At 50.1% G+C, this 25,019-nt stretch carries 21 protein-coding genes; 17 read left to right on the top strand and 4 right to left on the bottom strand.

Going from position 1 to position 25,019, the window contains the following annotated elements; all coding sequences use genetic code 11:
- Positions 1-54 precede the first annotated feature (54 nt).
- Positions 55-1,455, bottom strand: a complete 1,401-nt coding sequence (locus tag D570_RS0107485) for a uracil-xanthine permease family protein (protein ID WP_018143772.1) — start codon at positions 1,453-1,455, stop codon at positions 55-57.
- Positions 1,456-1,626: 171 nt separating this feature from the next.
- On the bottom strand, positions 1,627-2,205 hold the full coding sequence (locus D570_RS0107475) for a xanthine phosphoribosyltransferase (RefSeq protein WP_018143771.1): 579 nt from the start codon (positions 2,203-2,205) through the stop codon (positions 1,627-1,629).
- Positions 2,206-2,697: 492 nt separating this feature from the next.
- On the opposite strand from D570_RS0107475, the gene D570_RS0107470 reads away from it, so the two are divergent.
- Positions 2,698-5,490 carry a UvrD-helicase domain-containing protein gene (locus D570_RS0107470; RefSeq protein WP_083907433.1) on the top strand — a complete coding sequence of 931 codons (2,793 nt, stop codon included), beginning with the start codon at positions 2,698-2,700 and terminating at the stop codon, positions 5,488-5,490.
- 250 nt (positions 5,491-5,740) lie between these two features.
- Positions 5,741-6,367 (top strand): 30S ribosomal protein S4, encoded by a 627-nt coding sequence (gene rpsD, locus D570_RS0107465; RefSeq protein ID WP_018143769.1) that lies wholly within the window; start codon positions 5,741-5,743, stop codon positions 6,365-6,367.
- Between the two features lie 135 nt (positions 6,368-6,502).
- On the opposite strand, the gene D570_RS0107460 is transcribed toward rpsD, so the two are convergent.
- Positions 6,503-6,868 (bottom strand): phage holin family protein, encoded by a 366-nt coding sequence (locus D570_RS0107460; protein WP_026181968.1) that lies wholly within the window; start codon positions 6,866-6,868, stop codon positions 6,503-6,505.
- Between the two features lie 40 nt (positions 6,869-6,908).
- On the opposite strand from D570_RS0107460, the gene D570_RS0107455 reads away from it, so the two are divergent.
- From D570_RS0107455 to mltG, 6 genes are all read left to right on the top strand, one after another.
- The gene (locus D570_RS0107455) at positions 6,909-7,616 is read left to right on the top strand and encodes a histidine phosphatase family protein (RefSeq protein WP_018143767.1); all 708 of its coding nucleotides are present in this window, start codon (positions 6,909-6,911) and stop codon (positions 7,614-7,616) included.
- 188 nt (positions 7,617-7,804) lie between these two features.
- Positions 7,805-8,182: a DUF948 domain-containing protein gene (locus D570_RS0107450; protein WP_018143766.1), complete on the top strand. Its 378-nt coding sequence runs from the start codon at positions 7,805-7,807 to the stop codon at positions 8,180-8,182.
- Between the two features lie 11 nt (positions 8,183-8,193).
- Entirely contained in the window at positions 8,194-8,436 is a 243-nt protein-coding gene (locus D570_RS0107445) for a hypothetical protein (RefSeq protein WP_018143765.1), read from the top strand.
- A 34-nt stretch (positions 8,437-8,470) separates the two neighbouring features.
- Complete coding sequence (gene alaS, locus D570_RS0107440) at positions 8,471-11,146, top strand: alanine--tRNA ligase (RefSeq protein WP_018143764.1); 2,676 nt, start codon at positions 8,471-8,473, stop codon at positions 11,144-11,146.
- Between the two features lie 45 nt (positions 11,147-11,191).
- Positions 11,192-11,641 (top strand): Holliday junction resolvase RuvX, encoded by a 450-nt coding sequence (ruvX, locus tag D570_RS0107435; protein ID WP_018143763.1) that lies wholly within the window; start codon positions 11,192-11,194, stop codon positions 11,639-11,641.
- The gene (mltG, locus tag D570_RS0107430; RefSeq protein WP_018143762.1) at positions 11,634-12,863 is read left to right on the top strand and encodes an endolytic transglycosylase MltG; all 1,230 of its coding nucleotides are present in this window, start codon (positions 11,634-11,636) and stop codon (positions 12,861-12,863) included. Before ruvX ends, mltG begins: the two co-directional genes overlap by 8 nt.
- A 28-nt stretch (positions 12,864-12,891) precedes the next feature.
- Here mltG and D570_RS09445 read toward each other — a convergent pair whose 3' ends face one another.
- Positions 12,892-13,362 carry a hypothetical protein gene (locus tag D570_RS09445; RefSeq protein WP_156812266.1) on the bottom strand — a complete coding sequence of 157 codons (471 nt, stop codon included), beginning with the start codon at positions 13,360-13,362 and terminating at the stop codon, positions 12,892-12,894.
- A gap of 118 nt (positions 13,363-13,480) precedes the next feature.
- On the opposite strand from D570_RS09445, the gene aroC reads away from it, so the two are divergent.
- The 9 genes from aroC (at position 13,481) to D570_RS0107380 (ending at position 24,954) form a co-directional block, all read left to right on the top strand.
- Complete coding sequence (gene aroC, locus D570_RS0107420; protein ID WP_018143760.1) at positions 13,481-14,671, top strand: chorismate synthase; 1,191 nt, start codon at positions 13,481-13,483, stop codon at positions 14,669-14,671.
- 144 nt (positions 14,672-14,815) lie between these two features.
- The gene (locus D570_RS0107415) at positions 14,816-16,471 is read left to right on the top strand and encodes a bifunctional shikimate kinase/3-dehydroquinate synthase (protein WP_018143759.1); all 1,656 of its coding nucleotides are present in this window, start codon (positions 14,816-14,818) and stop codon (positions 16,469-16,471) included.
- Between the two features lie 61 nt (positions 16,472-16,532).
- Complete coding sequence (gene aroQ, locus D570_RS0107410; protein WP_018143758.1) at positions 16,533-16,997, top strand: type II 3-dehydroquinate dehydratase; 465 nt, start codon at positions 16,533-16,535, stop codon at positions 16,995-16,997.
- A gap of 6 nt (positions 16,998-17,003) precedes the next feature.
- Positions 17,004-18,071: a threonine aldolase family protein gene (locus D570_RS0107405; protein WP_018143757.1), complete on the top strand. Its 1,068-nt coding sequence runs from the start codon at positions 17,004-17,006 to the stop codon at positions 18,069-18,071.
- A 153-nt stretch (positions 18,072-18,224) separates the two neighbouring features.
- The gene (locus tag D570_RS0107400) at positions 18,225-19,919 is read left to right on the top strand and encodes a CTP synthase (RefSeq protein WP_018143756.1); all 1,695 of its coding nucleotides are present in this window, start codon (positions 18,225-18,227) and stop codon (positions 19,917-19,919) included.
- A 231-nt stretch (positions 19,920-20,150) separates the two neighbouring features.
- Positions 20,151-21,605: a Fe-S cluster assembly protein SufB gene (sufB, locus tag D570_RS0107395; RefSeq protein ID WP_051067203.1), complete on the top strand. Its 1,455-nt coding sequence runs from the start codon at positions 20,151-20,153 to the stop codon at positions 21,603-21,605.
- On the top strand, positions 21,606-22,790 hold the full coding sequence (sufD, locus tag D570_RS08775; RefSeq protein WP_018143754.1) for a Fe-S cluster assembly protein SufD: 1,185 nt from the start codon (positions 21,606-21,608) through the stop codon (positions 22,788-22,790). It abuts the gene before it with no gap.
- Between the two features lie 2 nt (positions 22,791-22,792).
- The gene (sufC, locus tag D570_RS0107385; protein WP_018143753.1) at positions 22,793-23,569 is read left to right on the top strand and encodes a Fe-S cluster assembly ATPase SufC; all 777 of its coding nucleotides are present in this window, start codon (positions 22,793-22,795) and stop codon (positions 23,567-23,569) included.
- A 122-nt stretch (positions 23,570-23,691) separates the two neighbouring features.
- Entirely contained in the window at positions 23,692-24,954 is a 1,263-nt protein-coding gene (locus D570_RS0107380; RefSeq protein WP_018143752.1) for a SufS family cysteine desulfurase, read from the top strand.
- Positions 24,955-25,019: the final 65 nt, after the last annotated feature.

Raw genomic sequence — 25,019 nt, 5'->3', positions numbered from 1 at the left:
GAAAAACGCGGCAGTGAAAATCACAGCCGCGTTCTCTATATCAGGAATGCCGAACTACTTGCTCTCTGCATCTGTGGAATTGCTCAAGAAATGCTTTTCATCTGGAAGCACCCAGCTGAGCACCAAAGCGACTACGAAAGCGATGGCAATGGCATTGGAGAAAACGGACTGGAAAAGTTGAGGGAAGTTGTGGAAAATACCGTTAGCCTGAGTAAAACCGATACCGATAGTCAAAGCCAAAGTCACAATCGTGATATTGCGTTGTGAGAATCCTGCATTCGCAATCATCTGAATACCCGCCAATACGATGGAACCAAACATCATAATGGTGCATCCACCCAGAACTGCTTGAGGCAGCGAATTAAATACAGCCGCAAAACCCGGGAAGAAGCTGGTGAGGATCAAAATGATGCCACCGGAGAGAATGACCTTGCGATTGACCACCTTCGTCATGGCTACGAGTCCCACATTCTGTGCAAAGGAGGTCAAAGGCAAAGCGCCAAAGAAACCCGCCACCGTGGAGATAAAACCGTCACCGGCAATGGCGCCAGCCGTTTCACGGTCGGTGGGATTCCTATTAAAGCCAACCTGTGTCAGGGAGGATGTATTTCCCAGCACTTCTACAGAGGACACCACGTAGAGCAGTGCAAAGGTGACGATGGCATTTACATCGAATTTAATGCCAAACGGCATCATTGGGGCTATATGTGGCAGCGAAAAGAAGCTCAAACCTTCAAACTTGCTGAAATCCACCATATGAGGTGCCAGACCGCTAAAAGTAAAAATCAGTGCAACGATATAGCCAAATACCAAGCCGAAAAGCACAGAAAGTTGCTTTGCCACACCTTTAGCTAAGACTTGGAATGCCAAGCAGGCCACTAACGTAATCGTGGCAACAGTAAGATTTTGCCACGAACCGAAATCTTCAGCACCTGAACCGCCCCCAAAAGACGTAGCACCCACGGAAAGCAATGAAAAACCGATAGTGGTGACGACGACTGCAGACACAATCGGGTTGATAAAACGCTTCCAATACTGCGCTGTCAAGCCGAGAATCAGCTCGATAAAACCGCCGGCGATAACCGCGCCCACCACGGCGCCATAGCCCAGCTGAGGGTCGGCAGCAATAACAGAGGCTGCGGCCACATAGGTAAAGGAAATACCGGTGACGATAGGCAGACGGCCGCCAATGCGCCACAAAGGATACAGCTGCAAGCAGGTGCCCAGACCGGCCGCTAACAGTGCGGAGCTAATAATCCACTCTGTTTGATCGGCCGGCAAATTTGCGGCGCCGGCCACGATGGCGATAGGGGCCAGATTGGCTACAAACATAGCCAATACATGCTGGACGCCGAAAGGAATGCCAGCCCAAAATGAAATCTTTCCATCCAACTGGCGCAAAGCGCTACTCGTGGATTGTGCAGAAGTCTGCTGCACTGGAGAGGTACTGCTCATGAAATATCTCTTTCTTCTCATAGGGTGCATTGCGCCGGCGGTGGAGAGCATCATACGAGCGACACGCAAAAGACGAGAAATAGAACATATCGCAGGGTACGAATGCACAAATCAAACCGAAATCGTGACAACAATGCGAAAAGCTACGCCAAGGGAGCGTAGCTCTGAAACTTACTTGAATTCAATGGTGCCTTCGTGAGCATCCATGGTACGGATATTGGCCAGAGATTCGACTCGATACCCGCGCTGGCGCAAGGAATCTCCACCGCCTTGGAAGCCTTTTTCGATGGCGATGCCGAAACCTTCTACGATAACACCGGCATTTTCACAAATCTGCAGCAAACCATTGAGCGCATTACCATTGGCTAAAAAGTCATCGATAATCAGCACATGCTCGCCCTCAGTGAGGAACTTCTTGCCGACAATCACCGGGAATTCTTTTTGCTTAGTAAAAGAGTAAATAGAGGTGGAGTACTGCTCACCATCGAGGTTAATAGATTGAGCTTTCTTGGCGAAAACCACAGGCACATTGCCAAAATGACGTGCGGCAATACACGCAATGCCAATGCCGGAGGCTTCAATCGTTAGAATCTTGTCAATCTGGGCACCCGCAAACAAGCGTGCCCATTCTTCACCCATCTTGTCGAATAATGCAACATCGCATTGATGATTCAAAAAAGAATCCACCTTCAGCACGTCGCCAGGCTTGACCGTGCCGTCTTTGCGAATGCGTTCTTCAAGAAGCTTCATAAGAAACTCATTTCTTCTTAGCGTGCAACCAGCAATACTTTCACACAAGGCCTTTTCTCAGCTGAGTAAGGCTGCGTGGAAGTATTTGTGTGATTACATGTATGGTTCTTTATGTGGAACTACAGCATAACGCAGAACGCTGACGTCAACGCCGCTGCACAATGTGTATTTCATAGGTTTTCGAGGAGAACAGGCACATGGAACTCGGGCAATGCATAGCCAATTCTTTGCACCTAGGCAAGACGCGCACTCAGCGCGTGCAATACAGGATTTTTGTGTTTTCGTGTAAGCCGCATGTGCTACAAAAGATTCATGAGTTTTGTACAGCCGGGTTTTGAATTCGACGGATTTTCTTCTTCAAAGACATCAGATGTGCCTACAAAGGCAAGAGATTCTCGAAGCCCCCAGGCTACACACAACTATGCGGACATGGATATATCTGTACAGCAGCCACGTCACAAATTCACGCGCGAATCTTCTCAAGGAGAGCATATGCCTGTCAATTACAACTCATTTGCATCCGATTATGACAGTGAATCGAGTGGTGCGGTGAACCCCGCTGCCTCGGAGGTGACGCCGCGCAATGCACAAGACCTCATTGCTGGCCTGAATCCTCAGCAGTCTCAAGCTGTGCAGTACGAAGGCCCAGCCTTGCTTATTGGAGCTGGTGCAGGTTCGGGTAAAACGCGCGTATTGACCAGACGCATTGCCTGGGCACTGACACAATGGCATGCATACCCGAGCCAAATTCTGGCTATTACCTTTACTAATAAAGCTGCAGCAGAAATGAAGGAGCGTCTCGCTTCGCTGATTGGGCCTGTGGCCAATCGCATGTGGGTCTCGACTTTCCACTCCGCTTGTGTGCGAATTTTGCGTCGTCATGGTCAAGCGGTGGGGCTGAGCTCGGGTTTCTCCATTTACGACACCGCCGACTGCCAAAGACTTATCAATCTCATTGCGCGCGACCTCAATATTGATACGAAGCGTTACACGCCACGCAGTATTTTGGGTGCTATTTCTGATTTCAAAAATCAGCTGATTACCGTGCCTGATGCGTTGAAGCACGTGAACTCTGATTATGTGCCGGGCAAGCTTGGGCAACATATTGCAAACTTGGGGGATAAGGAAGAAGTATTTGCAATTTGCTATGCCGAGTACCAGCACCGACTAGCCGTGGCAAATTCCGTAGACTTCGACGATCTGCTTGTACGCACGGTGGAACTACTGCGCACTGATGTGGAGGCGCTGGAGTTTTACCGTCGCCGATTCAGCTTTATTTTTGTGGATGAGTATCAGGATACGAATCACGCACAGTATATCTTGATACGACTGCTTGCCAGTAAGGAATTGCCGAATGTGACGCCTCAGGCACGTCCTGCCTGGGTGACGGTTGTGGGTGATTCTGATCAGTCCATTTATGCCTTTAGAGGCGCGGATATTTCCAATATTTTGGACTTCGAAAAAGACTTTGATAACGCACGCACCATTATGCTCGAGCAGAATTATCGTTCGACCCAAACAATTTTGGATGCAGCGAATGCGGTGATTTCACAGAATGCTGGTCGAACGCCGAAAAAGCTCTGGACAGATCTGGGCGAAGGCGCAAAAATCGTGGGCTTTGCTGCAGATAACCCTCAGCAGGAAGGCCAATGGATTGCTCAGGAAATTGAGCGATTAGTGGAGGAAGGCAGCTTCCCATATTCCAGCATTGCCCTGATGTATCGTGCTAATGCGCAGTCGCGTTCGCTGGAAGAGGCACTGATTAACGCGTCTATTCCGTATCAGATCGTTGGTGGTACGCGATTCTACGAACGCGCAGAAGTCAAAAATGCGATGGCATATATTCAAGCCATTGCGAATCCGGCCGATGATGTGAGCACCCGGCGTATTTTGAATGTGCCAAAACGCGGGCTCGGGGCGCGGTCAGAGGAGGCATTGAACGCGTATGCTACAGAAAACGGTACCAATTTTTGGAATGCCATTGAATTCCTGGAAAACACCGGTCTTTCACCGCGCGCTAAGAATGCAGTCAGTGCCTTTAGAGATTTGATGCGCGGATTGCGTGCATTTGCGGTGGAGCATGATCATCATCCGAGCGAAATTGTGGCGGAGGTTTTGGAAAAAACGGGCTTGGTGGAGGAGTTGCGCCAATCCCAAGATCCGCAAGATGCCACGCGTCTCGATAATTTGAGTCAGCTCCAATCCGTGGCGGCGGAGTTTGAGCAAAATACACCGGACGCTACTTTGGCAGGATTCTTGGAAAATACGGCTTTGGTGGCCGATTCTGATCAGCTGCCTTCCGAAGGTGAAGACAGGGGTACGGTGACGCTGATGACCTTGCATACCGCAAAAGGTCTGGAATACCCGGTGGTCTTCTTGGTGGGTATGGAGCAAGGCACCTTCCCGCACTCACGCAGTATTGAGGATGATGCGGAGTTGTCGGAAGAGCGCCGATTGGCGTATGTGGGCATTACACGTGCCCAGCGCAAGCTGTATGTCACGCGCTCTGCCATCCGTTCACAGTGGGGACAAACGACAGAAATGATGCCTAGTCAATTTTTGGAAGAAATTCCAGAAAACCTCATTCATTGGGAGCGCAAAGAATCCACCATGGAAAAAATGCGTCGCAATTGGGTGGATTCGCCAGATTTGGATGAATTTGGCGATTTTGAGGACGAATTCTCCTCTCAGTCCCGATGGTCGCGCGACTATAGCAACTATGGCAATGGCTACGGCGGCTCTTCCTATGGGAGCTACTCGGGCAGCTCCTACGGTTCTTCCTCATATGGCGGTCATGGTTCGTCTACGCGTGGTAGCTCGTATGGGTCTTCCTATGGTTCATCGTACGGATCTTCCTATGGCTCATCCGGCAGTTCGTCTTCGTCCTCACGGGTTCAAAAGCCGCGCACATCCAGCAGATCTGGATCCGAGTCGCCACATATGCATTACGGTACAAGTAGCGTGAGTTCATCGCGCTCTTCACGCGGTTATTCCAAGTCTGCGAGCAGTAGCCAGTCAAGCTCACGCGGTTCCGCTGTGTACTCACGTAGACTGAACTCCGCTCAAACAGGACAAGCTTCTACACGCGCTGCGTCCGCCGCAGCATCGAATGGTCTCACGCTTGAAGACCTCCATATCGGCGATAAGATTACACATGACGAGTATGGGTTAGGTAGGGTCATCAGCCTAGAAGATAAGGGACGCAATTCCGTCGTCGTCGTAGATTTCGGCTCTGCGGGCACAAAAAGACTGATGATTCGTCTCGCGCCGATTGAAAAACTCTGAAATTGCTGAGAATTCTGCTTATTTGTAGATATCGCAGTGTATGATAGTGGACGTTGTGTGCATAGTTTTATGTGCGCAGCTCTGGAGTCTTGGCCCATCTGCGGGTCGGCAGTAATGCCCAGCGAAAGTTGGATTTTACTGTTAAACACCGAACGAGTAGACACAGTTCGATGCTAAGCGCAGGAGTGGCTGACTCGGTGAGTGCACAGAAGTGTGCTCATCTTGCGAATCTACAACAGAAGGAAATTAAATGACTAAGGTACAGCGTGCACGCCGTCAGGTGCGTCTTTCTCGCGCCCTCGGCATCGCTTTGACCCCAAAGGCTCAGCGTATCTTCGAAAAGCGTCCATATGGTCCAGGTGAGCATGGTCGCGATCGTCGCCGCGCAGAGTCCGATTACGCAGTACGTTTGCGCGAAAAGCAGCGTCTTCGTGCTCAGTATGGCATCTCTGAAAAGCAGATGCGTGCGATTTATGAAAAGTCCCGTCGTGAAGCAGGTCAGACTGGTAACGCAATGCTGGTCAACCTCGAAGCACGTCTCGATGCTCTTGTATTGCGTGCAGGTTTTGCTCGCACTACAGCACAGGCTCGTCAGTTCGTTGTTCACCGTCACATTCTCGTCGACGGAAACATCGTTGATCGCCCAAGCTACCATGTAAAGCCAGGCCAGACCATTCAGGTTAAGCCAAAGAGCCAGACCATGGAGCCATTCCAGGCTGCAGCTGAAGGCGTTCATCGTGACGTTCTCCCAGCAGTTCCAGGTTATCTCGATGTTAACTTGGCAGCTCTCAAGGCAACCTTGACTCGTAAGCCAGAAGTAGAAGAAATCCCAGTTACTATTAACATTCAGTACGTGGTCGAACACTACTCTCGCTAAAAACTGCGCTTGGGCTGTTTACACGGCACATCTTACGGCTCAGGCAACAATTTATTTACGGCATACATTGATGAAGCCACTGCTCTTTTGCAGTGGCTTCATTTTTTATTTTAATAGGCAAGGGGAAGGGTCTCTTTACACCTCTTCTAATCCGTGCAGTAAAGAGGCAATAATGGAGAGCACAATGGCGCCAGCAAAGGACCAGCCTGTGCTGGAAGACGCAATGCCCACGCCGAAAATATTGTTGCTCAGGCTGGAAGCCAGCGCAAAACAAATCGTGTTGACCACCAACGACATCAAACCAAAGGTCAGAATCGAAATAGGCAAGGTCAAAATATGCATTATCGGCTTAATTGAAATATTGATCAGCGCCATAAAAAGCGCGAAACTGCCGTATGATAACCACTGATTATCGCCCACAATGGTGATGCCGGGCAGCAACCATACCGTTACACCGGTGGCAATGGTCAGTACCAACCAATTCATAAGAAATCGTGTCATATTGAAATTATATGAGATTCGCTCGCGATAGAGTAGTGCTATGACAATTCATGTGTATCTTGTGCGCCACGGGCAAACCTATTTCAATCTCTATAATCGTCTCCAAGGCTGGTCTAACTCTCCTTTAACGGATAAGGGTAAACAGGACGCCGTCGTTGCCGCTCACAAACTGGAAAAAATACGCTTTGACGCCGCATTTTGCTCTGACACGCAACGAGCTATTGAAACAGCACGCATAATTTTGGCGCGCAATGATGCTGCGCGTCACGACGGCTTATACCATGCCGAAGAGCACATGGAATTTCGTGAGCAGTTTTATGGATACTTCGAGGGTAAAGATATGAATGAGGCGTGGTGGGCTGCCGGCGCACCACATGGAGCGACGACGTATGCGCAGATTCTCGAAAAATTCGGATCTGCAGCCACCAAAGACTTCCTCAAGGAAGCAGATCCTTTCCATCATGCCGAAAACGAGGAAGAGTACTGGGAGCGCATTGAGCGCGGATATCATATCATCCGCACACACGATAAAATTTCCCAGCTTACTGCTCACGGCACAGATGCTCATGTGCTGCTGATTTCACATGGCAATTCCTTGCTGAGCATCGTTCAACGGTTTGCGCATAGTGCTCCCGACGGTATAGATATGACCGTGAGACCCCGCAATGGTAGTGTGACACGCATGGACTTTAATCCAGAAGAAAGCGCGTTTGACCATGCCTTGAGTATCCAAGGATATAACGAATAACAACTTTAGACACTGCTTGAGAAAAATTTAGAATAAGAGGTATCACAGGTCGTTGTGTGGGCCGCCATGACGCCTTACCTCTATAGGCTAAAACTCTGGGCTGAGTGGTATTTCACGCCTACGCCTAGTGGTAATCTAAAAAACATATGTCTTTATGATGTCTTTGATAGTGAAGAAGGAGACGCAGAATGGATCTCGGACAAATAGCTAGCCTTATTGCAGCCATTGTTTTCGCAGTACTCGCAGGCTTTTTGATTTATCCTCTTATCCGTTTGGGAAAGCTTTTTGATCAAATTGCCGAAACCGTAAAGGATACGGGAGATCACGCCATTCCTGCCCTCGATGAGAGCGTAACCACTGTGCAGAAAGTCAACCAGTCTTTGGAAGACGTCAATAATATTTCCTCCGCAGCTTCGACTACTGCCAATAATGTGGGAGCATTAACGGATTTGTATGGCGCTGTGCTTGGAAAACCAGTGATTAAAATTGCTGCTATTGTATACGGAGTAAAGAAAACAGTTCAGGGTTTCACACAGAAGTCTGATGGCAAGCACGAGGAAAAGTAAGAGGAAATACCATGTTTAAACGCATCTTCTGGTTCCTTGTAGGATTGGCCACCGGTCTTGTGGTGGCGAGCAAGGCGCAAGCATATGTCCGAGCACACACACCTCGCTTAGCTCGAGAATTTGTTTTGGGACCAGACCAAGACAATGTGACATTGCGTACATTAGGATCTATGATCGAGGACTTCAACACGTATCGTCGTGAAAAAGAAGCCGAAATGAACAGCGCATATGCCGAAAAATTCGGAAATCGTTAATTTTATTTGAACACATTCAAGGAGCTACGCATTCATGCGCACATCAGAAATCGCAAAACGTTTTACAGGGTATTTTGAAAAGCAGGATCATCTCATTGTCCCATCAGCTTCTTTGATTTCTCCTAATCCAACCACACTTTTCACCATTGCAGGTATGGTGCCCTTTGTGCCTTATCTCTTAGGCGAGCAGACACCACCAAAGTCCCGAATGGCCAGTGTACAAAAGTGCGTGCGTACATTGGATATCGATGAGGTAGGAAAAACCACACGTCACGGTACGTTCTTCCAGATGCTGGGAAACTTCTCCTTCGGCGATTATTTCAAGGAAGAAGCCATCCACTATGCATGGGAGCTGCTCACCACTCCACAAGATCAGGGTGGATATGGTTTTACCTTGGATAAGCTGTGGGTGACCACGTTTACCGACGATGAGGAAGCCCGTGCTATCTGGCGCAATGAAGGCATGGATCCAGAGCATATGCAGGTTATGGGCATGGAAGATAACTTCTGGACTATGGGTGGTCCAGGACCTGGCGGCCCATGCTCGGAAATCTATGTGGATCGCGGTGCTCAGTACGGCAAGGAAGGCGGCCCTCTTGCCGATGAAAATCGTTACACCGAAATTTGGAATCTCGTTTTTGAAAACTTTGAAGTAGACAATGTCAAGTCCAAGACGGATTTGCACATCGTGGGCGAGCTGGCTCAGAGAAATATCGATACCGGTATGGGTCTGGAGCGCGTAGCTTATCTGCTGCAGGGCAAAGAAAACATGTACGAAACCGATGAGCTTTTCCCGGTCATCGAGGCTGCTGAGAAGCTTTCTGGTTTGAATTATGGTGATAACGCAGAAAACGATGTGCGTTTCCGTGTGGTGGCGGATCATGTGCGTTCTGCCTTGATGATTATGAGCGATGGCGTGCGCCCAGCCAATGAAGGACGCGGCTATGTGCTGCGTCGTTTGCTGCGCAGAACGATGCGTTCCATGAAGACATTGGGTGTGCAAGAGGAAGTGCTCCCACACTTGATTCCAGTGTCCAAGGACGTGATGAGCGCAAGCTATCCAGAGCTGAACGATACTTTCGCAGACATTGAAAATGCTGCATATGGTGAAGAAGATGCTTTCCGTCGTACTTTGGATAAGGGCACGACCATCTTGGATGTGGCTGTCAGCTCTGCTCAGGAAAAGGGCACTGCGGTCAGCGGTGCAGATGCCTTTGCTTTGCATGATACATACGGATTCCCAATTGAGCTCACCTTGGAAATGGCGTCTGAGAAGGGCGTCAAGGTGGATGAAGAAGAATTCCGCAAGTTGATGGCGCAGCAGAAGTCTCGTGCACGCGCAGATGCATTGAAGAAGCGCGGAAACGTGGACCTCAGCGTCTATGACGATGTGAAGAAGACCTTGGAAGCTCCCATCGATTTCTTGGGCTACACGGATGCTTCTTCTCGTTCTCGTGTGCTGGGCATTATCCAAGAAGGCAAGGGCTCCGTTCCCGCGGTGACAGCTCCTGCCACAGTAGAAGTAATCTTGGATCGTACGCCATTTTACGCAGAGGCTGGTGGTCAGCTGGCTGATCAGGGTGAGATCCTCTCCGATGATGGTGCAGTCGTAGAAGTCGATGATGTGCAGAAGCCTATTAAGGACTTGATTGTGCATCGTTGCCGCGTAACGGATGGTACCTTGACGGTGAATGCAGCAGTTACTGCTTCGATTGATATCGACCGCCGTGGCGCAATTGCACGTTCTCATACTTCTACGCACATGGTGCATAAGGCTTTGCGTGAAGAGCTTGGTCCTCAGGCTACACAGCGTGGCTCCGAAGACGCTCCAAACCGTTTGCGCTTCGACTTCCAGTGGGCTTCTGCGCCATCCGCCTTGGCTATGAATGCCGTGGAAGCACGTGTGAACGAAAAGTTACGTGAGAATCTGGCTGTGACCACGCAGGAAATGAAGTTTGACGACGCTATTGCACTGGGTGCTATGCATCTCTTTGGTGAAAAGTACGGCGATATCGTGCGCGTGGTATCTATCGGCGAAGACGGCTGGAGCCGTGAGCTGTGTGGTGGTACGCATATCGACTATGTCGGTAAGATTGGCGCTATTACTTTGATGGGCGAGTCTTCTGTGGGCACTGGCGTCCGTCGTGTGGATGCTGTGGTAGGTGAGAAGGCTTACGAATACAATGCACGTGAGCATGCGCTGGTTTCTCAGCTCTCTGATGTGCTTCATGCACGTCCAGATGAATTGACCGATCGTATCTCCACCTTGATGGATCGTCTCAAAGAATCCGACCGTAAGCTCGCTGCTCTCTATGAATCACAGGTGAAGGCTCAGATTCCTGCGCTAGTGGAGAAGGCACGACAGTCTGCGGACGAGATTACCGTCGTCACCGCAAATCTTGGACAGTTCGGCTCTGTGGATGCTTTGCGCAATGCCGTTATGGATGTGCGTGGTCAGCTTTCTGCGGATAAGCCTGCAGTCGTTGCTTTGGCGGGTGTGAGCGAATCCGGTAGCCCATCCATCATCGTGGCAACAAATGAAGCTGCGCGCGATAAGGGCATTAAAGCGGGTGACCTCGTACGTCAGGCCTCAAAGATGCTCGGCGGTGGCGGTGGCGGTAAGCCTGACTTCGCTCAAGGTGGCGGCCAAGATGCCAGCCAGATTGACGCCGCACTGGCTGATTTGAACACCAGCGTATTGAGCAAGTAGCACTCGGTAAATAATACGAGGAATATTGTGCTCAATCGCATATGGATGGCAGTAGATCTGGGGAACGCGCGCGTGGGTATCGCGCTGAGCGACCCAGATCTCCTGCTTGCACATCCTGAAGACTATATCCGTGTACAAGGTGATTACTTCTATGCTCTGGACGATGTAGTAGCGCTAATCGAAGAGCAGGATGTAGCACGTGTTATCGTTGGTTATCCTTTGCAATTAGACGGCACTGAGGGCAAAAGTGCCAAAAAAGCAAAGCGTTGGGCGGCTGCCTTAACAAAAAAACTGCACAGCTATGCGGTAAACGATGTTGAAGTAACGTTAAGAGATGAACGTCTCAGCTCCGTGGAGGCTCATGACCAACTTTTGAATGCCGGCTTATCCATGCGCAAGCATCGTAGCGTCGTTGATAGTCAGGCGGCAGTCATACTGCTACAATCGGCATTAGATGACCAGAAGAAATTGGCCAGAAAGATGAGTAATGACTGAAAATAATGACTTATTTGACATGTTCGACAACGATGTTGACCATGCCCAAAATTCTCAGTCTAGCGAAGATCAGTTGACTGCAGATATGAAGATCCATAAGGACGCTGCGGCGCCTCCTTTGCCTCCCAAAAGGCGCAGAGAGGTGCGCGCTGAGCGTCGTCGGCAGAAACGTAAACGTATACGCAAAATCGTGGTATGGATTGCCGTTCTTGCGGTTTTAGCTGCTGTAGCGGTGGGTGGATATACCGGCGTACGAGCCTTGCGCAACGCCACCGTAGCCAGCACTTCGAAAACGACAAGCAATTTGGACTACCCAGGTCCAGGCTCTGGTAGCGTGATTATCACCATTGAAGATGGTGAGGGCACGGCTGATATTGCGAAAAAGCTCTATGATGCCGATGTTGTGCGCACAGAAGCTGCGTTTATCAAGGCTGTACAAGTAGCAGATGCTGCCAACAAGCTCCAGGCGGGTTCTTTTGAACTGAAGAAGCAAATGGCTGCGGCAGATGTGGTGACGATTATCACCGATCCAACCAAAATCACGGGCTCCTTAATTGTGAAGTCTGGTGAGACGGTTGCGGACGTGATTGCATCTGCAGCGTCCTTGAGCGATATTGATAAGTCTGAATTTGAAGCCATTATTAATGCCGGCGGCTCGGATATTTTGCCTGAAGTTGCAGGTGGCAAATACGAAGGATGGTTTGAGCCAGGCACCTACAATATTAAGGGCGAAAAGACGGCTACCGACATCATCAAGGCCATGGTGGATAAGCGCATAGCCAAACTGCAAGAGCTTGGTGTGTCAGAGGATCAATACCAAACGGTGCTTATCAAGTCATCCATTGTAGAGGCAGAAGTCAACCAAGCGCAGTACTACGGTAAGGTGGCTCGCGTTATCGAAAATCGTCTAAATGCCAATATGGTTTTGGGTATGGATAGCGTTATCGCCTACGGTTTGGGTGTGAAGGCGCGCGACCTGACTGTGTCTCAGCTCTCAGATTCTTCCAACCCGTACAATGACCGTATCTACACGGGCCTGCCGCCAACGCCGATTAATAACCCGGGTGATAATGCAATTTCTGCAGTTTTGCATCCGGAGGAGGGTGATTGGCTCTACTTTGTCACGGTAAACCTCGATACAGGTGAAACCAAGTTCACAGCTAGTGAGAGCGAATTCCAGCAATATGCGGAAGAATATCAGCAATGGGAGGCAGAAAACTAGTCTCTTGCGGAGCTAGTAAGAAACCGAATCACAAAAGAGCAAACACTGTGATAACTGCTGCGATATACATCGCCGGCACATACGCAATGTTTTGCTCTTTTTTCATGCCCACACACAAGACCAGTCCGATGCCTGCCAGAACACCGGACAGTAGCCACCACAGCGTAAGCATCCAGACATTGTGCAGTCCAAAGGGTGCAAAAAGCAGACACAGCACGCCGGCGGAGGTGACGTCTCCAAATCCCAACGCTCCTCGCGATAGTCGAAAAAGCAGCAGCTGCCAGCAGATACTTACGAGTGCGTATGCGCATGCAGCCGGCATAATGGAAAAATCTATGAGCCGTAGCAACGCATAAACGAGAAACCACACGAATTGGCCACACGCGATGATAGTCACATGCAGGCGCGATACGCGTCGATGGACAAGATCTCGAATGCTCAAGACGAGTCCACCAAGTAGACAAGGAAGCACAGAAATGGTGTATAAAAGGTAGCCCATTTCGTAAGATGTAACATAATACGAGAATAGGCTCAAACCAAGGCGAGTTATGCACATTTAGGTGTATAAGGCTCAATACCGGGTTTTTAGCAGAGTTTTCAGCACAGGGAGCATTATCATGTTGCGTTGGCAAACAGCGGGTGAATCCCATGGCGAAGCACTTGTCGCCATGATTGAAGGGATTCCAAGCGGAGTACAGATTACAAGCGAAGAAATTAAAACAGCTTTAGCTCGCCGACGCTTAGGTTATGGTCGTGGTGCGCGCATGAAGTTTGAGCAAGATCAAGTCAGAATGCTCACCGGAGTTCGTCACGGTCAGACTTTGGGCTCGCCCATTGCCATCGAAATTGGCAATACGGAGTGGCCAAAGTGGACTCAGGTGATGAGTGCTGATCCCTTGCCACAGGATGTAGAGCTGGGCGAAACAGGGCGTAATGCGCCGCTGAGCAGTCCACGCCCAGGGCATGCGGATCTTACCGGCATGCGCAAGTATGGTTTTACGGATGCGCGCCCTGTGTTGGAGCGCTCTTCGGCACGTGAAACAGCTTCTCGTGTGGCGTTGGGACAGGTGGCTGCAAACTTCTTGCGCCAAGTCGCCGGCATAGAAACCGTCTCTCATGTGATTTCTATTGGTGGAGAATATGTCTCCCCAGATAATCCATTGCCACGTCCCGAAGATGTGCCAGCTCTGGATGCTTCTGCTACGAGAAGCTTGGATGCTGAAGCCGTGGAGCGCATGAAGGCGCGTATCGATGAAGTCAAGAAAGCTGGCAATACCTTGGGTGGCGTGGTGGAAGTCATCGCCTACAACGTGCCAGCCGGAATTGGTACTTACGTGGAATCAGATCGCCGTTTGGATGCCGCTTTGGCAGCAGCGGTGATGAGCATTCAAGCCATCAAGGGCGTAGAAATTGGGGATGGTTTTAAGGAAGCCGATCGATTGGGGTCTGAGGCGCATGACGAGATTGTGCGCGAGGATGGTCATATTCACCGCCTTACGAATCGCGCCGGTGGTATCGAAGGTTCCATGTCTAATGGTGAGCCTATCCGCATTCGTGCCGCAATGAAGCCTATTTCTTCTTTGCCACGTGCCCTGCGCACGGTCAATGTGTTGACGGGTGAAGAGGCGACGGCTATCCATCAGCGCTCTGATGCGACGGCTGTGCCCGCTGCATCGGTTGTGGCGGAAGCTATGGTGCGCTTGACACTTGCCCAGTTTATTATCGAAAAGTTCGGCGGAGACAGTGTGGATGAGACCCGCCGAAATATTGAGAGCTACCTCGCAAGCTGGCCAGAGTATTTGCAGTAGTTTTGAGTATATCTTCGAGGATCCTCACTCGGGTCTTTGAAGACATACAGGCAACCACGATGTGCTACATCCATGACAGTTATATCTGTGACATTTCGGCATAACGTTTCCGTTTACGCACGCTTGAATATATGAAGGAATCCTATGGTACGCGTCCCTCAGGTCGTTTTTATCGGCATGCCAGGATCGGGCAAAACCCGCATTGGGAAAGAAATCGCCAGTTTATTGCGAGTACCTTTCTACGATTCGGATGATGAAATAGAGCATCGTCAGCGCATGAGCATCGCCAAAATTTTCTCCAAACGTGGGGAAAAGACATTCCGAGCCATCGAAAGCAAGACCATTGCACATTTCATTGGGCTCAAAGGTCTACAGGAAGGTGAGGAAATCACCTTTGAAGGTGTGCTCTCCCTCGGCGGTGGAGCGCCGATGAATAAGAAAACACAGGCAAATTTGCGGCGCTATGCGCAGCATGGTGGCACTATCGTGTATCTGAATGCAGAGCCGGAAGAAGCCATCGAGCAGGCAACGCGTTCGGGTAGGCGGCCATTATTGGCGCACCATCCGCATAAGGTGTGGATGGATTTGTATGACAAGCGTCATGCCACATACGAAGAATTGGCTACATATATCATGTCTACACATGGAAAAACACCTCGACAGGCGGCGAATACGGTGATTGATTTATTACATGAGCACGTCATCCATGTGTCTGGCGCACAACCAGAGTACGATGTGCGCATTGGTACCTCCACTATGCGTCATTTGCCGGAAATTTTGGGCGAAGAGACGGCACGTGTGGCGCTCATTCATACCTCGAGTGTGCAACGTCATTCGGATAAAGCGCGCGCTATTTTGCGCCGTGCGGGCTACGAAGTGACAGAAATTGTCATTCCCGATGCAGAAAACGGCAAAAAGTTGTCGGTTATTGCTCATGCCTGGGATACTTTGGGTGAGATTGGCTTTACGCGGTCCGACGCAATTGTGGGCTTAGGTGGGGGAGCGGCCACAGATGTAGCGGGCTTCATTGCCGCCACATGGTTGCGCGGTATCCGTTATGTCAATTGCCCGACCTCCCTGCTGGCCATGGTGGATGCTTCCACGGGTGGAAAAACAGGCATTAATACGGATGCGGGCAAAAATCTTGTAGGTAGTTTCTACACGCCGATTGCCGTGCTTGCCGATGTGGATACCTTGCGGACGCTGGATCAGCGTATCTTCATCGAAGGCTTGGGTGAGGTTATCAAGGCCGGATTTATCAGCGATCCGGTGATTTTGGATATTGTGGAAGCGCATGCTGACATGCTGAAAAATCTGGATCCTGCACATATCGAAGAGCAGGATATGGATGTCATCGTGGAGCTCATCGAGCGTAGTGTGCGGGTGAAGGAAAGGCACGTGAGCACGGATCTGAAGGAAAAGGGCTTACGTGAATTCCTCAATTATGGTCATACCTTGGGGCATGCCATTGAAAAAATGGAGCACTTTACGTGGCGTCACGGTGAAGCCGTATCCGTGGGCATGGTGTTTGCGGCGGAGCTGGCGTACATTCACGGCATTGTAGACAAGGAATTCGTAGATTATACCCGTACTATCCTCGAATCCGTTGGTTTGCCTACTACTTGGGATAGCCCTGATGATGAGGCTGTGCTCGGCATTATGCACCGAGACAAAAAGGCACGTGGAAAGATGCTGCGTTTTGTAGTGGTGGACGACATTGGTCATGCCAGACGCTTGGAAGATCCAAACGAAGATGCCGTGCTTGAGGCCTTGCATAGGATTTCCGCTTCGCACAAATAAATACAAAACTCGTCAGCAGATGAAGTACGAATAATAAGAGTTGTAAAAGTAGGGTAGACACATGGTACGTCGTTCAGAAGTTTCCAAAATTGTTGTGGTCAATGGTCCAAATTTAGGGCGTTTAGGTGTGCGTGAGCCGGAGATTTATGGACATGCAACGCTGACGGATCTAGCTCAGGCTTGTGATGCATGGGGTGCAGAACTGGGCATTACCGTAGAAGTGCGACAAAGCGATGACGAAGCCGAAGTCATCCATTGGATGCATCAGGCCGTGGATGAAAAAACACCGATTGTGCTCAACCCAGCTGCCTTTACCCACTACTCCTATGGTTTAGCCGATGCAGCGGCTCAGGTCACCGATGTGAATATTCCTCTCATCGAAGTGCATATTTCTAATCCCGCCTCGCGTGAGACATTCCGTAAGAATTCGGTTATTTCGCCTATAGCAACGGGTACAATTGCAGGATTTGGTTTCTATGGCTACCGACTGGCCCTAGAAGCAGTCCTGAATGCTTTGGAGGATTAAAAACTCATGCTGACCTTACACAACGATTATCATGCAGGCGCTCACCCAGATGTACTCGATGCTTTAGTGCGTACCAATGGCTTGCCTCTGGATGGTTATGGGGAGGACACATATACCGCATCGGCTCGAGCAAAAATTCGCGAGGCTATCGGACGCCCCGATGCTGATGTGCATTTTCTCGTTGGCGGCACCCAAACAAATCAGGTGGTACTCGATACTATTCTTCAGCCTTGGGAAGGCGTTATTGCCGCAGAAACAGGGCATATTAGTGTGCATGAAGCGGGTGCTATCGAATTTACCGGTCATAAGGTACTCACCATTGTCCAGCATGAGGGTCTGATGAATCCTCAGGATATTTCTGATTTTGTCGAGAATTTCTATGCAGATCCCAATCACGATCATATGGTTTTCCCTGGGGCTGTGTATCTGAGCTATCCATCCGAATATGGCACGCTGTATACACGCGAAGAATTGCAGCAAATCCGTGCCCTTTGCGATGCTCATCACATGCGTTTATTCATCGATGGAGCACGTTTGGGATATGCTTTGGGCTCTCACGTGGATCATCTCAGCTTACCCGAGCTGGCTGAATTGGCGGATATTTTCTACATCGGCGGCACGAAGTTGGGTGCCTTCATCGGTGAGGCAGTGGTGTCCAAGCCAGAAACTACCCCCGCGCATTTTGTCACACAGATAAAGCAGCACGGTGCTTTGCTGGCACAAGGTCGCGTGTTAGGTGTGCAATTCGACACGTTGTTTACAGATAATCTGTACGTGCGCATTGGCGCTCAAGCGGATGCCTTGGCTCAGAAAATCCGACAGGTTATGCTGAAGTATGGATTTAGCCTGTATTTGGATAGTCCAACGAATCAGCAGTTCTTTGACATGACCAAGGAACAGTACGAAGCCGTGTCCAGTGTAGCCAGCGTCGCCTTGTGGGAGCCACCTCAGGACGGGCATTATATTGTGCGACTGGTGACCAGCTGGGATACTACCGAGGAGATGGTGGACGAGCTGGATGCTCAGCTATCCAAGGTCATGACACAGAGGGATCGTAGTTACGCGACGATATAACTAGTTCGATGGTGGATATTCGTACATATGGATATCCATCTCTCGATATATGCCAACAAGACTGCATATGTGATAAATTTTCATGAAACGGCGTTCCTCTCACAGCATGTTTGAATTGAATTTCGTCATGCGAAACTGATACACTTAAATTCCATGGTTAATGAACATGGTAATAATTCTGAACATATTACAAAGCATATTTTCGTAACCGGTGGAGTAGTTTCTTCTCTCGGAAAAGGTCTTACCGCATCATCTTTGGGACGGCTCCTACGTAGTCGTGGTTTGCATGTTCTTCAGCAAAAATTAGATCCTTATATCAATGTCGATCCTGGCACCATGAATCCTTTCCAGCATGGAGAGGTGTATGTTACTGAGGATGGCGCGGAAACAGATTTGGATATTGGTCACTATGAGCGCTTCTTGGATGTGCCATTAAGCCAAAGCGCAAATGTGACCACAGGCCAGATTTATCAGAACGTTTTGCGTAAGGAACGTGCGGGCGAGTATCTCGGTCAGTGTGTGCAGGTGATTCCTCATATCACCAACGAAATTAAGGATCGCATGCGCGAGCAGGCATCCGACGATGTGGATGTCATCATCACTGAAATTGGTGGAACCGTGGGTGACATCGAGTCCCAGCCATTCTTGGAGGCAGCACGTGAGGTGCGCACCGAGCTGGGTTCGGCAAACTGCATGTTCGTGCATGTGTCCCTCGTGCCTTGGATTGCTTCGGCCCACGAGCTGAAGACCAAGCCAACGCAGCACTCTGTTATGATGCTTCGTCAGTTGGGTATTCGTCCAGATGCATTGGTTTTGCGTTCGGATCGCCCTTTGAATCAGAGCATTAAGGATAAGATTTCCTTGATGTGCGATGTGCCAGAAAACGCTGTGGTGAACTGCGTGGATGTGCCAAGCATCTACGAAATTCCGCGTGTGCTGCACTCCGAAGGTCTGGACTCTTATGTGGTGGATCATTTGCAGCTCGACTGCGATGACGTGGACTGGGCAGAATGGGAGGATCTGCTTGATCGCGTGCATCATCCAAACGATGAAGTGACCATCGGCATCGTGGGTAAGTACATCGATTTGCCAGATGCCTATCTTTCTGTGACCGAAGCTATTAAGGCGGGCGGTTTCGGCAATTATGTGCGCGCAAAGATCGAGTGGATTTCTGCCGATAATTGCGAAACGACTGAAGGCGCACAGCGCTACTTGGGCAAGCTGGACGGCATTGTCATTCCTGGTGGTTTCGGTGTGCGTGGTATCGAAGGCAAGATTAACGCCTTGCGTTTCGCCCGTGAAAACAAGCTGCCGGCCTTGGGTATTTGCTTGGGTATGCAGTCCATGGTTATCGAGTACGCACGCAATGTACTCGGTTATGCAGATGCCAATTCTTCCGAATTCGATAGCGACACGCAGCATCCTGTTATTGCCACGATGGAAGAGCAGAAGGATATCGTGTCCGGCAACGGCGACATGGGCCACACCATGCGTTTGGGCGCTTACCCAGCCGTGTTGAAGGAAAAGTCTTTGGCTGCAGAACTGTACGGTTCTACGAAGGCCAGCGAACGCCATCGTCACCGTTATGAGGTGGCTGTGGCTATTAAGCCAGAATTGGAAGCCGCTGGATTGTCTATTTCCGGTTCCAGTCCAGATGGCCAGCTCGCAGAATTCGTAGAGCTGCCACAGTCCGTTCATCCGTTCTACATCGGCACTCAGGCACATCCTGAGTTCAAGAGCCGCCCAACGAAGCCTCATCCATTGTTTGCAGGTTTGGTCAAGGCTGCGGTAGATCGCAAGCATGCTATGGATAATGCCAAGGAACAGGAAATTCAAGGCAATAATTAATCATCTGTGTTTTTAAGAGTCCCTTGAATTCCTTCAAGAACTTTCATTTCGTAAGCAGACTGATTAATGTAGCACAATCATGAATTACACCAATGCGTCAAGATGTGAGACTTATCACATACTTGACGCATTGCGTTTAAAAGCTAGCATATGCCCTGCTGAGTTTCTACAATGGAAGGGCTGAGGGCTGAAGAGCTAAGGAGGTGAGCCGTGTCTCACGAAGATGTAGAGATGAATAAATACATCGATGCTCGTGGTGGAGTAAACGAAGATAAACTTCAACAAGATGATGAACTGATTTCACAGTTCGGCGAGTACAGTTACGGATGGCACGATTCCGATGAAGCAGGTAAAGCTGCGAAAAAAGGTATCGACGAAAATGTGGTGCGCGAAATTTCGGCGGATAAGGGAGAACCGGAGTGGATGCTGGATATGCGTCTGCGCGGCTACAAGGCATTCGTAGAGAAGCCTATGCCGGATTGGGGCGTGGACTTATCCGGGTTTGATGCAGACGATTTTAAGTATTATGTGAAGCCTATCGATAAGCAGGCTAAGACGTGGGAAGAACTCCCGGACGATATTCGTAACACCTACGACCGTTTGGGCATTCCGGAAGCAGAAAAGAATCGTCTTGTATCCGGTGTGGCTGCCCAGTATGAATCCGAAGTGATTTACAACTCGATTCGCGATGATCTCAAGGCTCAAGGCGTGATTTTTGTGGATACGGATACGGCTGTGCGCGAGTATCCAGAGCTGGTGAAAAAGTACTTCGGCACGGTGGTTTCTCCCGAAGATAATAAATTCGGCGCCTTAAATACGGCTGCTTGGTCGGGTGGATCCTTCGTGTACGTGCCAAAGGGCGTGCATGTGGATATTCCGTTGCAGGCATATTTCCGCATTAACACACCTGCCATGGGACAGTTTGAGCGCACGCTGATTATCGCCGATGAAGGCTCCTACGTACACTACGTCGAAGGTTGCACTGCGCCTATTTATTCTGAGGATTCTTTGCACGCGGCTATTGTGGAAATCATCGTAGAAAAGCATGCGCGTGTGCGTTATACCACCGTGCAGAACTGGTCTAACAACGTGTACAACTTGGTGACCCAGCGCGCGTATGTGCGCGAAGGCGGCACGATGGAATGGGTGGATGGAAATATCGGCTCCAAGGCAACCATGAAGTATCCAGCCTGTATTTTGGCGGAACCTTATGCCAAGGCGGAGACCATGTCTTTGGGCTTTGCCGGCAAAGGACAGTATCAGGATACGGGTGCCAAGATGATTCATTTGGCTCCACATACGAGCTCGACCATTGTGGCGAAGTCTATTTCCCGTGGTGGTGGACGCTCCGCATACCGTGGACTGGTCAAAATTCTCAAGGGTGCGGAAGGTTCGAGCTCGAATGTGGTCTGCGATGCTTTGCTCGTCGACGATTTCTCGCGTTCGGATACCTATCCTCACGTGGATGTGCGCGAGGATGATGTGTCTATGGCGCATGAGGCAACGGTTTCCAAGGTTTCCGAAGATCAGCTGTTTTATCTGATGAGTAGGGGAATTGAAGAAAAGGAAGCCATGGGCATGATTGTGCGCGGCTTCGTGGAGCCAATTTCGCGTGAATTGCCAATGGAGTACGCATTGGAACTCAACCGTTTGGTTGAACTGCAAATGGAAGGATCGGTGGGCTAGATGCCAACGCGTAAAGAGATAACAATTCCAGTAGCAGATCCGAACAATCCTTATGCTATTCCCGCTGCCATGCCATCCAGCGCGGATCGCAATCCTCGCTCCTTTAATGTAGAGGATTTCGCGCCGCTGTCCAAGAAGCAGGATGATTGGCGTTTTACTCCAATCGAGCGCCTGGAAGAATTTACAGAGGTCTTTACCCCAGCGGGTCAGGTCCAGGTGGAGCTGTCGACCATCGATGGTTCACCGGTGCCAGAGGGTGTCAGTATGGAGCGTATCGCGAAGACTCAGGCTCCTGCGGGCACAGTATCGAAGCCAAATGACCGCGTATCCGCGGTGGAGTGGCAGAGTGCAACCGAGGCTGTTCATGTGCACTTGGGTGTGGATACGGGGGCTCCTATTTTGCTCCGTGTCTCCAGCTCCAGCTTGGATTTGGATGCTTTGCACTTAGTCATCACCACGGCAGATCAGGTGCATGCCCATATTATCGTGGAGCATGAGGGTGAAGCCACCATCGCCGAGGGCGTGGAGATTAGCACGGGTGCTTTTTCTGAGGTATCTACCACCTTTATCCACGAATGGTCTGAGAATTCTAAGCATGTGGGCTCTCACCGCATTCACGTGGGGAAGGCGGCAAGCTTGCGTCATAGCGTGGTCACCCTAGGCGCCAATCTCGTGCGCATTCGCATGGATCAAGACTTCGGTGGCGAGCAGGGAGATCTCACCATGCTGGGCATTTACTTTGCTGAGCCGGGTGAGCATATTGAGCATCGCACCATGGTCGTGCACAATCACCCTGAATGCAAGTCACGTGTCATCTACAAGGGTGCTTTGTCCGGCAAGGGCGCACACTCCACCTGGGTGGGCAATGCCTTAATCGAACCTACAGCACCAGGCACAGATTCGTACGAGCTCAATAGGAACCTCATTCTGGTGCCAGGAGCCATCGCAGATTCTGAACCAAACCTCGAAATCGAAAACGGAAATATCGTGGGCGCCGGTCATGCCAGCTCCGTAGGCCGTTTTGATGATGAGGAGCTTTTCTATCTCATGAGCCGCGGCATTCCAGAAAAGGAAGCACAAAAGCTCGTTGTTGCGGGATTCTTCAATGAATTAATAGAACAAATCGGTATCCCTGCAATTACAGACCACTTAATGAACACCGTGAATGCGCGACTTGAAAGGTAATCATGTCAGTCATCGAAATTAAAGATCTTCACGCATCCGTTGAAACAAACGAAGGGCGTAAGCAAATCCTCAAAGGCGTTAATCTGACGATTAATTCCAACGAAACCCACGCCATTATGGGCCCTAACGGCTCCGGCAAGTCCACTTTGGCATACACGCTTGCGGGTCATCCGAAGTATGAAGTGGATTCTGGTGAGGTTTTGCTGGATGGTAAGAACATCTTGACTATGACACCGGATGAGCGTGCACAAGCCGGACTCTTCTTGGCTATGCAGTACCCGGTCGAGGTGCCGGGCGTGCCTATGACAAACTTCCTGCGTACAGCCAAAACTGCGGTGGATGGGCAAGCACCTGCCATTCGACAGTGGACAAAGGATTTGAACGCAGCCATGAAAAATCTGCGCATGGATCCTAAGTTTGCCACACGTTCTGTGAATGAGGGTTTCTCTGGTGGCGAAAAGAAGCGCGCCGAGGTTTTGCAGCTCGAATTGCTGAAACCAAAGTTCGCAATTTTGGATGAAACCGACTCCGGCTTGGACGTGGATGCCTTGCGCGTAGTGTCTGAAGGTGTGAACCGTGCGAAGGATAACACCGGTTTGGGCATCATGATGGTCACCCATTACACCCGAATTTTGAAGTATATCAAGCCAGATATTGTGCATGTTTTCGCCGACGGTCACATCGTCGAAACGGCCGGTCCTGAACTTGCCGATTACTTGGAAGAAAACGGCTATGACAAGTACATGCCAGAAGGTTCCACCGAATCTGCTCAAGCATAAGGCTTTTCGTGAATTTTGAAATAATATGGCGATGCGATTTTTATCGTGTCGCCATTGTATTATGACCTCAAACTTGCCGAGATTTGGGCAGGCGATTCATGAGTAAGGATACACACGTGACTATGAATATCGATACGATAAGATCTCAATTCCCACTTCTCCATCAAAATATTCACGGGTATCCGCTTGTTTATTTGGATTCTGGTGCCACTTCACAAAAGCCGGAATCGGTCATCGAAGCCGAGGCTGATTTCTTCCGTACTATCAACGCAGGCGTGCATCGTGGCGCACACGAACTGGCATCTTTGAGCACAGATGCGTATGAAAACGGGCGTCATAAAATCGCACAGCTCGTGGGCGCACACTACGGTGAAGGAGACGATGAGATTGTCGTAACGGCCGGTGCGACGGCTGGTCTCAATATGCTAGCCAACGCTTTCGATCACGCCTCTCATGATGGTATTGAACCCTTTGCCGTCGGCGCGGGCGATGAAATTGTCGTATCGCGGGCGGAGCATCATTCCGTGCTACTGCCATTCCAGGAGCTTGCACGTCGCACGGGGGCAACTTTTAAGTGGATGGATCTCGATGAGGAAGGTCGCATTATCACGGATAGTGCGGCGCTGGAGGAGGTCATCACCGAGCGTACGAAGATTGTTGCTTTTACGCATATTTCCAACGTTACGGGCGCTATTACAGATGTAAAAAGCATCGTACGGCGTGCGCGTGAGGTGGGTGCTGTGGTGGTGCTGGATGCCTGCCAGAGTGTGCCTCATATTCCTCTGAATTTCCATGATTTGGATGTGGATTTCGCAGCCTTCAGCGCACATAAGATGTATGCGCCTACGGGCGTAGGATTTCTCTATGGAAAGCGCGAGATGCTGGAAAAGCTACCACCGGTGAATTTTGGTGGATCCATGGTGGAGTTGGCGTGGATGGACAAGCCTGCTCAGTATATGGAGCCTCCTGCGAAGTTCGAAGCGGGCACTCAGCCTGTGGCACAGGTGGTGGCCTCTGGTGTGGCCGCAGAGTGGATGATGAACGTGGGCATGGAGAACCTCGCCGAACATGAGCGTTTGCTAGTACCAGAACTACTGAAACTGGAAAATATCGACGGCGTGCACATTCTCGGACCGCATTCTGCCGAAAATCGCATTGGCACTGTGGCCTTTGAAATAGACGGCGTGCATCCACATGATGTGGGCCAGTTCATCGATTCGCGCGGTATAGCTATCCGCGTGGGTCATCATTGCGCTCAGCCCGTTCACCGTCATTTCGGCTACTACGCTTCTAACCGTGTATCTTTGGGTGTATACAATACTGTGGAAGAAATTGAGCGTTTGCGTTCGGCCGTAGCAGATGTCTATGGATTCTTCCATCGTTAACGATTAGTATCGAATCAGGAATTGAATCAGAAGTTCACCGCAACAGCGAACCTATACCAAGGAAA

The sequence above is a fragment of the Alloscardovia criceti DSM 17774 genome (assembly GCF_000376885.1).
Classification (GTDB): Bacteria; Actinomycetota; Actinomycetes; order Actinomycetales; family Bifidobacteriaceae; genus Alloscardovia; species Alloscardovia criceti.
The sequence above is the reverse complement of the archived record's forward strand: the minus strand, read 5'-3'. Positions and strand labels throughout refer to the sequence as shown.

Coding starts and splice junctions, on each gene's coding strand:
- D570_RS0107485 (WP_018143772.1), bottom strand. CDS start 1,455: ATGAGCAGTACCTCTCCAGTGCAGCAGACTTCTGCACAATCCACGAGT.
- D570_RS0107475 (WP_018143771.1), bottom strand. CDS start 2,205: ATGAAGCTTCTTGAAGAACGCATTCGCAAAGACGGCACGGTCAAGCCT.
- D570_RS0107470 (WP_083907433.1), top strand. CDS start 2,698: ATGCCTGTCAATTACAACTCATTTGCATCCGATTATGACAGTGAATCG.
- rpsD (WP_018143769.1), top strand. CDS start 5,741: ATGACTAAGGTACAGCGTGCACGCCGTCAGGTGCGTCTTTCTCGCGCC.
- D570_RS0107460 (WP_026181968.1), bottom strand. CDS start 6,868: ATGACACGATTTCTTATGAATTGGTTGGTACTGACCATTGCCACCGGT.
- D570_RS0107455 (WP_018143767.1), top strand. CDS start 6,909: ATGACAATTCATGTGTATCTTGTGCGCCACGGGCAAACCTATTTCAAT.
- D570_RS0107450 (WP_018143766.1), top strand. CDS start 7,805: ATGGATCTCGGACAAATAGCTAGCCTTATTGCAGCCATTGTTTTCGCA.
- D570_RS0107445 (WP_018143765.1), top strand. CDS start 8,194: ATGTTTAAACGCATCTTCTGGTTCCTTGTAGGATTGGCCACCGGTCTT.
- alaS (WP_018143764.1), top strand. CDS start 8,471: ATGCGCACATCAGAAATCGCAAAACGTTTTACAGGGTATTTTGAAAAG.
- ruvX (WP_018143763.1), top strand. CDS start 11,192: ATGGCAGTAGATCTGGGGAACGCGCGCGTGGGTATCGCGCTGAGCGAC.
- mltG (WP_018143762.1), top strand. CDS start 11,634: ATGACTGAAAATAATGACTTATTTGACATGTTCGACAACGATGTTGAC.
- D570_RS09445 (WP_156812266.1), bottom strand. CDS start 13,362: ATGGGCTACCTTTTATACACCATTTCTGTGCTTCCTTGTCTACTTGGT.
- aroC (WP_018143760.1), top strand. CDS start 13,481: ATGTTGCGTTGGCAAACAGCGGGTGAATCCCATGGCGAAGCACTTGTC.
- D570_RS0107415 (WP_018143759.1), top strand. CDS start 14,816: ATGGTACGCGTCCCTCAGGTCGTTTTTATCGGCATGCCAGGATCGGGC.
- aroQ (WP_018143758.1), top strand. CDS start 16,533: ATGGTACGTCGTTCAGAAGTTTCCAAAATTGTTGTGGTCAATGGTCCA.
- D570_RS0107405 (WP_018143757.1), top strand. CDS start 17,004: ATGCTGACCTTACACAACGATTATCATGCAGGCGCTCACCCAGATGTA.
- D570_RS0107400 (WP_018143756.1), top strand. CDS start 18,225: ATGGTTAATGAACATGGTAATAATTCTGAACATATTACAAAGCATATT.
- sufB (WP_051067203.1), top strand. CDS start 20,151: ATGAATAAATACATCGATGCTCGTGGTGGAGTAAACGAAGATAAACTT.
- sufD (WP_018143754.1), top strand. CDS start 21,606: ATGCCAACGCGTAAAGAGATAACAATTCCAGTAGCAGATCCGAACAAT.
- sufC (WP_018143753.1), top strand. CDS start 22,793: ATGTCAGTCATCGAAATTAAAGATCTTCACGCATCCGTTGAAACAAAC.
- D570_RS0107380 (WP_018143752.1), top strand. CDS start 23,692: ATGAATATCGATACGATAAGATCTCAATTCCCACTTCTCCATCAAAAT.